Source organism: Croceitalea sp. MTPC6 (assembly GCF_036985525.1).
GTDB lineage: Bacteria > Bacteroidota > Bacteroidia > Flavobacteriales > Flavobacteriaceae > Croceitalea.
This window is the reverse complement of the sequence record NZ_BTGR01000002.1, coordinates 474,430-488,518: the sequence shown is the minus strand read 5'-3', so window position 1 is coordinate 488,518 and position 14,089 is coordinate 474,430. Positions and strand designations below refer to the sequence as shown.

Here is a 14,089-nt window from a genome sequence, read left to right as displayed (position 1 = left end):
TGTATTAATTTCCACAACGCCAGGCACCATTGCCATTTGCCGCTGTACAATCCAATCTTGCATTGTGCGCAAATCGGACAATGAATACTTATCTTGAAATTCAGGTTCTACCTTCAGGGTGTATTGATAAACTTCCCCCAAGCCTGTTGAAATTGGTCCCATACTTGGCTGCCCAAAACCTTCTGGGATTTGTTCACGTACTTCTGTTAGTTTTTCAGAAACAAGTTGACGCGGTAAATAGGTACCCATATCATCGTCAAAAACGACCGTTACTACGGAAAGCCCAAAGCGGGATACCGAACGGATTTCCTTGACGTTGGGCAGATTGCTCATTGCAACTTCCACGGGATAGGTTACAAATTGCTCAATATCTTCCGTTCCCAGATTGGGCGATTGTGTGATGACCTGTACCTGATTATTGGTAATATCCGGCACAGCATCGATAGGGACTTGGGTCATACTGTATATGCCGGCACCAATCAATGCCAGCGTGAGCAGACCGATTATAAATTTGTTATTGATTGAAAAATCAATGATTCTATTAATCATAGATAAGGGTGTTAATTCAGTTGAAATTCTTGTTTTGTACTTTGAATAAAATGCAATGCACAATGTTGACGAATCCAATAGATGGACACGTCAAAACAGGATATAGTTATCCTATTAAAACTGAATTATGCCCGAGGTGGCTGAAAAAGGGAATGGGGAATATCTTTGCCAAGGTCATCAAAATGGACAAAGAATTCTTGAGGAATAGCACGCTGTAGCGGTTGAAATGCAACAAGCCCAAAATTTATCGTGTGAACGTGACAACAATGGCATTGGCAAAAAGGCGAGCATAACTCACAGTCTTGGTCGTGGTCCCCATCAATATCAATTACTGTAACAACTTGGGTATCATCGGCACTATTTGTCGCATCGCTACAAGGCACTACATTGAGTGCCAAAAAATAAAACGATAGTATGATTGCTACAACTTTCACGATGCAAAGATAAAAATATTTTGGTGCAACTGTGTTGCAAAGAAGTCCTGAAGGAGAGATAACTCAAAAATATTATTTAAGACTTAATAAACCTGAAAGCCTTAATAAATGGCTATCTACGCTTGTGCGAATACGAATTAAATAGCCCTTTTTTTACAAATTCCAACTACCATTCGGATTCTTCTTTTTTCAATTCAGGATATAGGACGTTGAGCAAGGGTATGCAATCAACTTTCTGTTTTGGATTCGTAGCATGGAACTTTGCCAACTTTTTATGAAATGTTTTCTTTTTGTCCAATAGCATCAATTTTTCCCAGATACCATAGTTCTTAAAGGCCTTTTCGATGTAACTCCAATAGTCGGTATAACTATGAATAGCATTGTTTGCAAAGGCTATCCATTGATTTTTCTGGTATCTGTAGCCAATAATCTCATCTCTTTTTGCGCTTTCAATTATGCAAATAAGAGGTTTGTGTTCGAAAAGTTCATCGATCATATAACTGCTATTAAGCTCATTTGCCAAACGAAAAATTATTAATGTCGATTCGTATTCAACAGGATCTGTTTCGATTTGGGCCAATATTGTTTCGTCCTCTTTTTTTAGTGTATATCCTTTTCGGATAAGCTTTCTTAAAAGCCACATTTTATGCTCAATAGCTTTATTTCTAAACATCGTTCCAAGAAGCGTAGCATTGTCCTTTGATTTTTCGTTTAAATCGATTTCCAAATATGCACTATCGATCATATGCTCAAGAAAACCCATATGGCCCTTTTTTGCAATTGAAAACCAATGGTGGATTCTTGGCTGACCATCTTTAGGTTTAAAAGCATCGGAATCATTCAATACAGATAGTTCGAATTCGTCCAAAGCTTCCATGTGTTCTTCGATTGAAGAAAAATTATAACCTTTACTTTGCCATAAGAATCGAAGGTCATCTATTATAGAACTTGCTTTTTCTTCCGCCACTACCTGCCTTCGATGCTCTTGATTTTTGATTTCCTCTTGCTTTTCCTTTTGAAGAAGTTTGGCATGTTCCTTCTCTCTAATCTTCAATTTTCCTCCATAGTCAAAATAATAAATCTGATAGGATTCAACATTGAACTTGAGTTGCTGAATGCTGACTGATTTTTCCAGCCATTTGCTGAGCAATTTATTGTCATCCGTCAGAAATGGATATTTGTACGTACACAGTAATCTAAAAGGTTCTGATTCTTCATCCAGTTTGAAGAAGTTTTGATAATCCGTAAGATATTTGATATCGCGTTCCATTTGTCGCTGGCCATGAACATCAAAATCATCCAATATCCAAATTAGAAAGATTCCTTTCCGTTTGTAAAAATCATGGCGGTCATAGATATAGCGCAGGGATAAATCGGATAACTGTATTTCGAAAACCAGTTCTTTGTACAAATATTTACAATACACATCGGGCCTGCGTTTTTCATTTTCGTCGTAAATAAAGGTATCGTCCACGCAGATAGAATGAACACCATCAATGTTGGATAGTTTTTCGGCTATTTTGTTCTTGAGTGTTTTATGCCTTGCACTTTCTTTTCCCCGATAAAGCTGTGCCATTTGGTCCGTTTCCTCTTGCGATAGGTTGGCTTCTTTTAAATAACAGAACGACGCATTTGGTTGGTGCTTAAAATGAAGTCTATCGTATTTGCTACTGGAAACATTCAACTTTTGGTCACACTCGCAGCAGTAAAGTTCTACTTCATCTCTATGATACTACCTGCGAAGTTCAAATGAATTTTTGGCTGTGTCAAAGACATCATCCGCTTCAAGAATCTCTCCAGAAGTTTTGTCAAATGCTACCTTTATAGATCTTTGAAACGTCATTTCTATTATTAAGGAGTGGTAGGGTTCGAAAACAAGTTTTGTAACTCTTGTTTTTTTACATTCAATTTCTGCAATCGAAGTATCGCCTCCTTTAACAATTCCATAAAATCCAGTTGCTTTTGTACAATTGGCAGTTCATTGATATAGATGCTCTCTGGATTGATTCCATTTTTAGGATACCTTGTCAATGAACTATGTTGAATGGTCAATAGCGCACAGAAGTAAAACGTATAATCAATAAATATAGAATCAAGTTGAATCGGAAAATAATGGCGCATTAAATTTTGAAAATATATATCCGATTTTTTCTCATCCGCAAGCAATTCCATGATTTCCTTTTCTGTTTTTGAAGCATCTCCCGTACCAAATTGGCCAATGTATTTTGCCATGGCTTGCATTTGGGATCTAAGTGTTGAATTGCTATTTTCAGGAAACTGATACGCTATGGTTTTTAACCCTTTTAGCAATTCTAGATAGCCATCGAGATCTTCCAATGTAAAATTGACCAAATCGTAATTTTTCAAACTGTCTATGACGCGAACGCCATCCGAAATTGATCTATAGTATTTGGCAAAACCTTCATTAGAAAACGGCTCTAAATCCTTTGGCATTGGATAGAGTTCAAGAAGTCCTATTGCAGCCTTCATTTTCTCTTGTTTTTGCACCATAATTTTTCTGGGGATTTTAAATTGATTGTGGGATGCCTCCTCTACTTCCTTTTCTGTAAAATCGCCGGAGAAAAGAGCCGCCGCTTTATTGGCTTTCTCGCTTGCCTGCTGGAACAGGAAATAGGAGTTTCTAAAATGTCCTTTTTGATGCAGTATGATTGCAGATTCCAAATCTTTATAGGCAATATTTAGCCAAGTGTTAACAGCTATTCTCATAAGGGATGTACGCGTTGCGTGAATAATATTGATATTTCAATCAGTTTGTAAAACATAAACCGGCATGCCGATATACTTTCTTAAATTTACGAATAGCAAATGATAAGTTCTTACCATTTTTCAATGGTCATTGACAATTAGTATTGCAAAAAATATCAGCGAATGCAATTAATAGATAGAAAAGATCTAGAAAACTGGGCAGACACTTATGATTCCATGGGCTATCTGCCCTACTTGATGTTGCGTTTGGTAAGGGCTTCTACACCGAATACGACTTTCGTTGATATTCCGTTCGGAAGTGCTGTGACCGTTGGAGGTTGGGACGGAGTTGTAAAATGTTCCGGATGTGGAAACCATGTTCCCGATGGAATTTCATTATGGGAGTTTGGGACAGATTCAAATGTCAAGGGCAAAGCAGAAAAAGAATATTCCAAACGAACTGCCGATCCCTTGGGTTATGACATAGACCAATCCACTTTTGTTTTTGTAACACCAAGATTTTGGAAGTTCAAAGAGAAATGGAGAAAGGAAAAGATTGCCGAAAAGAAATGGAAGGATATAAGGGTATACGACTCTTCTGATTTAGCGCAATGGTTGGATTCAACTATGGCTGTTGCCAGATGGTTCTCAAGTTACATCGGAAAATATCCTATGGACGGTATTGTAACGGCTGATGAATATTGGGAGGAATGGTCTTCAGGACCGGCTGGAATTTTGCCTCCTGAGACGGTTACCTCCGGACGGCAAAAGGAAATGGAATTATTGGCAAATTTTCTAAATGGCAGTCCTGCTATTAAAGGTATTAAGGCTTCTACCAAGGGGGAAGCGATCGCCTTTATCATTGCTTGTGCAAAACAATTTGATCAACCACTGAACGAGACATTCTTTTCTAAAACGCTATTGGTCGATACTGAAGGAAATTATAGAGGTATTCGCATTAACACGACGGCTCTCAACCTAATCCCAAGATTTGAAGACACCCAACCCCTCTATGCGGCAATAGCCAAAGGTCATCATGTGCTTGTTCCGCTCGGAGGGGATGATTCTTTCAATCAAGATACCATTGTGCTCCCAACGATTGAAAAAGATGGACAAGTAGCCAGTCTAATTGATATGGGCCTATCCAGGGAAGAGGCAATAAAGTATTCTAGGGAATCAGGTCGCAACATTACAATTCTAAAAAGGTTGATAGGTTTTCCGCATTTTTCCGCAAATTGGCTATATAAGGAAGATATCCGAGATATAGTACCTGCGTTACTGCTCGGTAGATGGAACGAAAACCACCTTGGAGATAGGGAGCTTCTGGAACAACTATCGGGTCAGACCTATTCTGACTATATCAAGGTCATAGCATACTGGAGGGATATCGATGAGTCTCCGATAATTCAAATAGGCGAAACTTGGAGGCTACTCTCCCCATTGGATGCATGGACGCATTTGGCACCTGTACTACTGGAAGAAGACTTAAAACTTCTAGGGCAGTGCTTTCTAAACGCTTTTCAAAATGGAAATCCCGATATAGAGGATGCCAATCCGTTATTTTCTGACGTACAATATTTAAGTCGGGAGAAAAAATTTTCTGGTTGGGCGCGAGAAGGATTGATACAGTCTTTGATACTGATAGCGCACTTTGGGAAAAATCTTAAAATTCCCCAGCTTGCTATGCCACAAGATTGGGTGGATGGACTACTAAGTCGATTGCTTAATGATGCGGACGGCAAAATTTGGATATCGTTCGATCATGAGTTACCACTAATTTCGGAAGCTTCCCCAGAAGTTTTCCTTAATTCGGTCGATAGATCGCTGTCTAAGGACCCGCCCCCAATTATGGAAATGTTCGAGGAGCATGAAGGGTTCTTATATAAAAATAGTAATCATACCGGTTTGTTGTGGGCATTGGAGGGATTGGCTTGGGCTCCTGAATACTTGTATGAAACAACCGTTCTATTATTAAAGTTATCTAAATTGGATCCAGGTGGAAATTTATCAAATCGACCTATCAATAGCCTTGCAGAAATTTATAAGCCATGGCACTATCAGACCCTCGCTGATTTTTCCGAGAGAATGGATGTATTGAAAAGGGCGGTATTTGAGGAAAAAGAATTAGGTTGGGTACTATTGTTGAGTATGCTGCCCGATAGCTTGGGTGTTGCACAGCCAACCCACAAAATGAGATGGCGTTTGTTTGCCGAGAATCTAAATCTTACGTACACCTATGATGAAATCTTTGGCACATATTCCACTGTCGTCGATTTACTTATTTCAATTTTTGACGACTCCGATGAGAAATTGGCCGAACTGATAAAAAATTCTGTGAAACTTTCCCCGCCTGATAGGGTTAAAATTTTAAAATTGGCGAATCAGAGTGTTCCAGATTTGAAACGTAACAAATTTGTTACTTGGGATGCCATTAGGGAAATCCTAAACCATCATCGGTCACACCCCGAAACCGATTGGGCTTTACCGGAAAAAGTATTGGCTGATTATGAAGACCTCTACAAAAAACTAGAGCCTCAAAATACCGTCAAAAGACATATATGGCTTTTTAACGACCACTGGCCCCATTTTCCAGAGGGCTTTAAAGATGTTGAAGATCTGGCCGTCGATCGTTATAAAACACAGGAAATAAAGATTGACGAAGAAAGAGAAAAAGGTTTAAAGGCTATTTTAAAGGAAGTGGGCATTGGAAAAACTCTTGAATTAGCTTCCGACGTTAAGGAGAAATGGAGTTTTGGCAAGGCGTTGGCCAATATAACGGATAACCATGGATCTGTGTTGACAGTAGTACTAAAACTTCTGAAAACAGGAGATTTTGAAGAATGGTTTGTGCACAGCTACATATACTTTAAGGTTCACGAGAATGGTTTTGAGTGGCTTTTGAAATTTTATGAAGGAATAAAAGGAGATTTTAGCAATGAACAGTTGGCGCATTTGTTCATACCATTGGATCAATCGAAAGAACTTTGGGATTTCATAGACGACACTAAGGACGAATTGGTCGAAAAATATTGGCTCAACATGTTACCTAGATTTCATAATTTAAGCCAAAAAGAAAAAATATATGGTACAGAACGGCTGATATATTTTAAGAGATTTTTTACAATTATCAATAGTGGACATACAATTTTTAAGGACATCCCATCGGATTTGTTGGTTGAACTATTAGAGAAAACGGCCTTAGTCAAGGCAAATGAAAAAGTCAACTTCAGGGAATATGAACTCTCCAAAATTTTTGAGGTGCTTGACGCAAGGAACGATGTTGAGCACCAAAAGCTCATAAACTTAGAATGGTTGTATCTTCCTGTGTTGGCAAGGTATGGTGCCCACAGAAGTCCAAAAATTCTTCATAAAGAACTTTCTGAAAACCCGGATTTCTTTATTGAATTGTTAAAGTGGGCTTATAGGCCGAAAGCTAACGATAGAGCAGAGGCCGAAGCAAAAGACACTTCTGATCCGGATATTCAGGAGCGTGCAAAACAAGCCTATCAGCTTTTGAGTTCATGGAAAGGTATTCCTGGGGTTGGAACAGATGGAACCATTGACACGGATAAATTGTTGAGCTGGATCGATCGCGTAAGAAGTTTGGCCAAGAAAGCAGATCGTATCGAGGTAGCTGATGCACAAATAGGGCAAAGTTTGGCTCAGTATCCGGAAACCGATATGGAATGGCCGCCCGATGAAATCTGCAAAATTATCGAGCGAATAAATACGGATAGCTTAAAAAGGAATTTTTCAAGTGCCACCAGCAACAAGAGAAGTTTTTCCTCAAGGGGTGCCTTAGAAGGCGGCGACATAGAACGTAATAAAGCCAAGTATTTCAATAAATTGGCTTCAAGGATAAAATCAAAATATCCTAATGTTGCCGCGATACTTCAAAGGTTATCAAAAAGATATTTGATAGACGCAAAAAGAATGGATGATCGCGCTGAAAGAGATAAATTGGAGTATTGACCCAAATTTTAAGAATCCTCCTTTTCTGAGGGTGTAAACAGAGCTTCTGTCTGAAATAAAATTAATGTCGCCATGATTGCCCACAAGTGAAGGTGGTATAATTATTTCTAAAAAATCTATACGAATCTTTTTGAAACAAAACTTTTTTATGATACTTTTACCGTATATGAAACCGCATACGCTGTATGTAGTTCATGAAATTTAAGCGATTATTAACTCGCTGTTAATTAAAGAGTTATAAAACCGCGGGATAGAGCAGTAGGTAGCTCGTCGGGCTCATAACCCGAAGTCCTGAAACAAGTGAGATAAAAACCCATATCGCGGGGTAGAGCAGTAGGTAGCTCGTCGGGCTCATAACCCGAAGGTCGCTGGTTCGAGTCCAGTCCCCGCTACTACAAAAGCTTCAGAATGTTCTGAAGCTTTTTTATTGTTCTATATTTCTAGCTTCAAAAGAAGTTAATTCGTTAGATTCAAATCTGGGGTTTATTTCAATAGGGTTGCAGCATACCTCACAGTCTTCCACATAAGTCTGACTTGAAACAGAAGTATCTAAAAACATGGATATTTCTTCCCAACAATAAGGACATTGAAAAAAGTGCTCAAACATCTTACAAATCTACATTTAACAACTGCCCTGTTAATTGTAGTAGCTGTAATTCGGCAAGTTTAGCGTTATATTTCGCCAAGCTTCTACTTGTTTTCGCATTTAACAGATTAATTTGAGCTTGTCGCAATTCAACAGAAGATACTTGACCCAATTTATAACGCTCGTTGGAACGTTCATAATTGTTGGTAGCAGTTACCACATTTTGCTCCTGCAACTCGTAGACTTTAAGTCTGTTGCTGTAATTACCTTTGGCGTTAGCAATATCACGACGTATCTCTTGCTTAATTTGTTGCTCCAAAGTTTCTTGGGAATCCAACAGGATTTTAGCATTTTTTATCTGAGTAATTCCATTTCCTCCATCAAAAAGGTTCCAAGATAAATTTACTCCCGCAGAAAAACCCGTAGATGTGTTTGATGCCAAAAAATTAGTAGCAGGAAAATTTCCTTCATTCCATCCATAAGAACCTGTTAAACCAATAGTTGGTAGAAAAACAGATTTGCCTGACTTTAAGCTGTAGTCATTGATCATAATATTTTTCTCAGCTTGTAGCATCCGAATATTATTTGCTTCGCCATCAATTAAAAACTCCTCTAGTGTAATTGGGTCTGTAAAAACAACCGTTGTATCCACTTTAAAATCTGTACTTAATTCTCGATTAAGCAGTACATTTAAATCGCGCTGTGTATTTTTAAGGGTTTGTATCTCATTCATAAGGTTAATACTATCATTAACCTTATCAACTTGGGCATTTAGGACATCCAATTTATTGGTTTGCCCATACTCAAAGCTATATTCTGCACGCGTTAACCGGTTTCGGGTATTAGCAAATGTTTCTTCCAATACAGCAATATTTTCTGATACTCTAGCCACTTCAAAATACACCGTAAACAATTGTAACATTGTTGTCTCAATAGTTTCACGTGCCTGTAGTTCACTTAGATTATATTCCTCTTTTAAGCGCTTATAGTCATACCACCTTCCCAGACCATCAAATAAGGTATAATTTAAATCCAGAGAGGCATTGTATCTTGTTGTTTCTGCACCGTCTACCGTTCTGGAATTACCATCTTGAAAAGTTGCTTCTTGGTCATTATTATCGTAAGACGCTCCTCCATTTGCTGTTAATGATGGTAAAAAACCCGAGTTTAACAATCCTTTGTTATTTTCTGCAACTTTAAGATTGTTCTTCGCAATTGTAATTCCAAAATTATTTTCTAGAGTTAGCTTTACTGCTTCTCCCTTAGATAAAGTTTCTTCTTGCCCATATAGTGGGTATCTTAAAAAAGTAAATAGGACAAAAAGTAAAATATATGTTGTGCGCATTATAAAATTTCTTCTAGTTCATTTTGAGTTTTACCCTCAAAATCTCTGTTAGAACCATTCTCAGTTATTTTATTCTTTTGTTCTTCTTGGCGTTCCCGTTCTTCCTCATTCTTTTCTTTTATGGCACGTTCAACTTCTTCTTTGGTGATTTTATTACCTGTCACTAACCATTTAAAAGCAACTTTAGTGCTATTGCTAAATGATAAGAAAAGTGGCAGCATCAGTAATGTCAATATGGTTGCAAAGCCAATTCCGTAAGCAATAGAGATTGCCATTGGCTTTAAAAATTGCGCTTGTCTACTTTTTTCCAATAATAATGGAGCCAATCCAGCAATCGTAGTAATTGAAGTTAGAAAAATAGCCCTAAATCGTGAACGACCCGCTTCGAAAATAGCATCGTCAAAGCGCATGCCCTCTCTAAGGTTCCCGTTAAATTTTCCAATAAGTACCAATCCATCATTAACCATAATCCCGATTAGGGCGATTATACCTAACATGGATAAAATATTGATTGGGAAACCATGAACCCAGTGCCCCCATGAAACCGCAGTTAGACTAAATGGTACAAGCAGCAATAAAAGTAGCGGTTGGCTAAAGCTCCTAAACGTAAAAGCAATAGTAATGTAGATTAAAGCAAGTACTATTAAACCAACAAAATTTACAGAATTCATCAACTTAACACGTTCTCTATTCTGCCCTTCATAAGATGCGGTAACCGTAGGGTATTTGGATTGTATTTCAGGCATAATATCATCCTTAATCCAAGTCATTATATCAGGGGCACTTGTAGTTTCTGCGTTCTTAAGGTCAGCATTTATTTGAATTTCCCGTTGCCCCTCTAAATGGTTTATTGCGACATCTCCCCTTGCTATATCATAATTTGCTATCTCTTTTAGCGGTATTCTTGAACCAGTAGGTGTTACTATACGCATCTCATCTAAATTGGTTATGGAAGACCTATTTTCCCTATCATATCTCACCCAAACACGTATCTCGTCTTGACCTCTTTGAAAACGTTGTGCCTGTACTCCGAAAAACCCGGCTCTTACCTGATTCATAACAGTTCTAAGGTCCAGGCCCAGTAAATAAGCATTCTCTTTTAGTTCTAACTGAATCTCTTTTATTCCTGCAGGATCATTGTCCGCAACATCCTTTAATAATGAATTATTGATCAGTGCAGTTTTTAGTTCTGTCTTTGCTGCTTTTAGTTCTTCAATATTATTGCCTAAAAGTGATACAGATACAGGAGATCCACCAAAATTCCCTCCCGAGCCGTAAACCAAGCTTTCAACACCAATCACTGGTCCAACCAATTCTTGTAATCTGGTTGTTATTAAATCTGCCCTAATTTCATCTGGCCTTTCCTCACCAGGCAATAGATTTATGACAAGTCTAGCTGCAGCTGATCCAGGACCTACATTCTTAATCATATTTTCAAACAGTACTTTATCTGTTCCTTTCAAATATTTTTCAGTCAGTTCTTGATTAACAATGATCGCTTTGTCTTGGATTAAACTAATTATCGAATCCGTAACCTTCTCATTGGTTCCATTAGGCATTAACAATTCAATTGCTACCCTATCACTAGCTATTCTTGGAAAGAATGCGGTTCTTATGATTCCACCACCAATTGAGCCAAAAGTAAGTACCAATGCCATGACAAAAAAAGCAAAGGTGAGCACCTTGTATTTTAATGTGAATCGTAAAGCCGGACTATACATTTTATCACGCATCCAAACCATGAATTGGTCTCCAGCTTTATTGATTACCCTTAATTTTGAAAATATGCGGCTTATGGTATTCTTAGGTTTATCCGATTGTTTTCTAAGTGCTTTTGAATGAGCTAAATGGGCTGGAAGAATAATTAGGGCTTCTACCAATGATACTACTAGCGTAAGAATTACAATTACCGAAACCTCACCAAAGAAATTACCAATTCTGCCATCCAGGAAAAGAAAAATTGAAAAAGCTAAAATTGTAGTAACTATGGCAGAAACTATAGGTGGAATTACCTCCATAGTGCCATCTACAGCTGCTCTAATGGGGCTTTTGCCCTTCTCATAATGTTGATAGATATTTTCGGCGATCACAATACCATCGTCCACTAAAATACCTATGACAATAATCATCCCAAAAAGAGACAGTACGTTAATGGTAACATTTAGCATTGGGGCAAAGACAAACATTCCCAAAAATGCTACAGGAAGTCCAAAAGCAACCCAGAAGGCTAACCTGGTATTTAGAAATAAGGAGAGAAATATCAGGACTAGTATCATCCCTACAATTGCATTCTCGGTCAATAATTCTGTACGTTGTGTCAAGGTTATGGAACGATCGTCCACAACGTGTAATTGGACATTATTGTATTTTTGATTGAAATCATTTATATATTCCTTTACCTTTTCTGCGGAACCTATTAAATCCTCTGTGTTGGTACTGGTAATGGTAATATCTACGGCCAAATCCCCATTGAAATAAGTTGTGTTTGGGGTTTCTGAAAAACGATCACGAATCTCAGCAACGTCTTTAAGTCTTATGGTACGACCTGAAGCATCTCCCCTAACAATTATATTTGAAAGCTCATCCCCAAAATAAGAGCGGTTATTGGCCCTTATCAGATATTCTTCAGCACTTGTTTTAATATTACCACCGGTAACCAAAATATTTGCATTGGTTACAGCTTGGGCCACTTCATTAAATGATACATTATAGGCCAAAAGGTTATTTTCATTTACAGCTATTTCAATTTCTTCCTCAGGATATCCTGAAATTTCGATTTGGGAAATTCCATCAATAGCTCGTAAATCATTTTCTACCTGTCTCCCTATTTGTTTTAAAGTAGCCAAAGAAATAGATTCGCCACTGACAGCAAAACTTATTGTTTGTCTAACAGCTTCAAGTTTAGAGACAACCAGAGGTTCCATCCCGGTTGGAAAGGTAGGTACCCTATCCACGGCATTCTTGACTTCTAACAGCATAAAATCTATATCCCTTCCCTTTTCTATTTCTACATTTATAGATCCAGAATTTTCCCGTGAAGTAGATGTAACCCTATCCACACCTTGTAAACCTTTAAGGTTATCCTCAATTTTAAGGACAATACCTTCCTCTATTTCTTGTGGAGATGCTCCTGGGTAGGCAATACTGATTAAAACATTCTGCGATTCGGTAAGTGGAAAGAATGATGATTTTAAAGAATAGGCCCCAACAATACCAAAAACAAAAAAGGCAATAATAATTACATTTACCGCAACATGATACCTAATAAAATACTCAATTAGTTTTCTCATTCAGCACTTTTTTCTTCAGTATTTGCTCCATAAACCTTGACCAGCATTCCTGCATAGGCACCTACAACAGGTTTAGAAACAATAGTTTCACCGTTTGGCACATCTTTTAATACTACTTTTTTGTCTGTAAAGTAAACTGGTGAAACATCTATTAAGTTTAAGACAGAATCCCTGACCACATAAATTTGACTATTGTCTATTAACAAAGAACGATTGACTTCAATAGCATCATTTTCACTTTTAGCATTTAAATTAGCTTCAAGATATTGTCCTGCTTTTAAATTTTTCCCTTTTACTTCAATAAAAGCAGTAATAGTTTGCGAAGCTTGGTCAACCCTACCATTTACCCTGACTACTTTTCCAATATACTCCTTGGTTTTATCAAGATTGGTAAGGGAAACTTCTTCCCCTACTTTTAAGAAATCTGCAAAGGTTTTACTAATGGCAACCTCAAGTTCGTAAACATCCGTCTTTATAAATTCACCCAATTTTTGACCCGCTCTTACCAAGGTTCCCTCAGTTACCAGGGTTTCAGTAAGAATTCCTGAAAAAGGAGCTGTAATAGTATATTTAGAAAGGCGTTGTTCAAGGTTCTTTACATTATAGTAGCTGCTAAAAATTCCCCGCCCTGTGATAAAGTATTTTTCTTTATCCGAACTAATTTCGGGAAGTTTAGGGGTCGTTTTTTCTAAATCGAAATTTGACAAGTATTGCTGCCATTTGGAAAAATACTCCGGATAATCCAATTGTAAATCTGGCATGATTGAAGTAACCAGGTTGTAAAGATTACTTTTTGCAGACTGGACGCTTGCATAATATTCTGAAGCATCTATACGAATAAGCGTTTGACCAGCCCTATATTCTTGACCAGTTTTAAAAAGCTTACTCCCAGTCCTAAAAACGCCCTGTACCTCTGCATAAAGTTCAACCCTATTTTTAGCAACCAAGTTGCCATTTGCAGGAACTATTATAGGTACGACACCGTTTTTAACCGTATCCACAAAGACCGTTTTTATTACCTTTTTAGGTCTTGGGCGACGGCTTTCCTTGCTGTTGATGATATATTTAGCGGCAAAAATGGACCCTCCGATAATAAGGACTCCTGCCAAGACAGAGATAAGTATTTTACGCATTAAAGCAGTTTGATTAGTGTTTGCAAAACTATTACCAAGATACATGGTTCTTGGTTAAAGATTTCATAAATGTT

The 14,089-nt window shown here is 37.8% G+C and carries 8 protein-coding genes, 1 tRNA gene and 1 pseudogene; 2 read left to right on the top strand and 8 right to left on the bottom strand.

Annotation, left to right across the window (positions count from 1 at the left end; all coding sequences use genetic code 11):
• From AACP56_RS06615 to AACP56_RS06600, 4 genes and pseudogenes are all read right to left on the bottom strand, one after another.
• The coding region (locus AACP56_RS06615) for an efflux RND transporter permease subunit (RefSeq protein ID WP_339337016.1) at positions 1 to 549 on the bottom strand (549 nt) is incomplete at its 3' end.
• 125 nt (positions 550 to 674) lie between these two features.
• Complete coding sequence (locus AACP56_RS06610; RefSeq protein ID WP_339337015.1) at positions 675 to 983, bottom strand: DUF6660 family protein; 309 nt, start codon at positions 981 to 983, stop codon at positions 675 to 677.
• Between the two features lie 166 nt (positions 984 to 1,149).
• Positions 1,150 to 2,697, bottom strand: a pseudogene (locus AACP56_RS06605) (DUF6035 family protein); the annotation flags it as partial.
• Positions 2,698 to 2,834: 137 nt separating this feature from the next.
• Entirely contained in the window at positions 2,835 to 3,710 is an 876-nt protein-coding gene (locus AACP56_RS06600; protein ID WP_339337014.1) for a HEPN domain-containing protein, read from the bottom strand.
• 162 nt (positions 3,711 to 3,872) lie between these two features.
• Here AACP56_RS06600 and AACP56_RS06595 point away from each other — a divergent pair, with 162 nt between their 5' ends.
• Entirely contained in the window at positions 3,873 to 7,661 is a 3,789-nt protein-coding gene (locus AACP56_RS06595; protein WP_339337013.1) for a hypothetical protein, read from the top strand.
• Between the two features lie 319 nt (positions 7,662 to 7,980).
• Positions 7,981 to 8,053: transfer RNA gene (locus AACP56_RS06590), tRNA-Met, on the top strand.
• A gap of 32 nt (positions 8,054 to 8,085) precedes the next feature.
• On the opposite strand, the gene AACP56_RS06585 is transcribed toward AACP56_RS06590, so the two are convergent.
• Genes AACP56_RS06585 through AACP56_RS06570 form a run of 4 tightly spaced genes read right to left on the bottom strand, consistent with a single transcriptional unit; the run spans position 8,086 to position 14,015 of the window.
• Entirely contained in the window at positions 8,086 to 8,268 is a 183-nt protein-coding gene (locus AACP56_RS06585) for a CPXCG motif-containing cysteine-rich protein (protein WP_339337012.1), read from the bottom strand.
• Between the two features lies 1 nt (position 8,269).
• A complete protein-coding gene (locus AACP56_RS06580) occupies positions 8,270 to 9,592 on the bottom strand; it encodes a TolC family protein (RefSeq protein ID WP_339337011.1) in 1,323 nt (440 codons plus the stop codon).
• Positions 9,592 to 12,882, bottom strand: coding sequence for an efflux RND transporter permease subunit (locus AACP56_RS06575; protein ID WP_339337010.1), 3,291 nt, complete (start codon positions 12,880 to 12,882; stop codon positions 9,592 to 9,594). Before AACP56_RS06575 ends, AACP56_RS06580 begins: the two co-directional genes overlap by 1 nt.
• Entirely contained in the window at positions 12,879 to 14,015 is a 1,137-nt protein-coding gene (locus tag AACP56_RS06570) for an efflux RND transporter periplasmic adaptor subunit (RefSeq protein WP_339337009.1), read from the bottom strand. Before AACP56_RS06570 ends, AACP56_RS06575 begins: the two co-directional genes overlap by 4 nt.
• Positions 14,016 to 14,089 lie beyond the last annotated feature (74 nt).

Bases quoted from the DNA above. Each gene is read 5' to 3' on its own strand.
- AACP56_RS06600 (WP_339337014.1), bottom strand. From the start codon at position 3,710: ATGAGAATAGCTGTTAACACTTGGCTAAATATTGCCTATAAAGATTTG.
- AACP56_RS06595 (WP_339337013.1), top strand. From the start codon at position 3,873: ATGCAATTAATAGATAGAAAAGATCTAGAAAACTGGGCAGACACTTAT.
- AACP56_RS06585 (WP_339337012.1), bottom strand. From the start codon at position 8,268: ATGTTTGAGCACTTTTTTCAATGTCCTTATTGTTGGGAAGAAATATCC.
- AACP56_RS06580 (WP_339337011.1), bottom strand. From the start codon at position 9,592: ATGCGCACAACATATATTTTACTTTTTGTCCTATTTACTTTTTTAAGA.
- AACP56_RS06575 (WP_339337010.1), bottom strand. From the start codon at position 12,882: ATGAGAAAACTAATTGAGTATTTTATTAGGTATCATGTTGCGGTAAAT.
- AACP56_RS06570 (WP_339337009.1), bottom strand. From the start codon at position 14,015: ATGCGTAAAATACTTATCTCTGTCTTGGCAGGAGTCCTTATTATCGGA.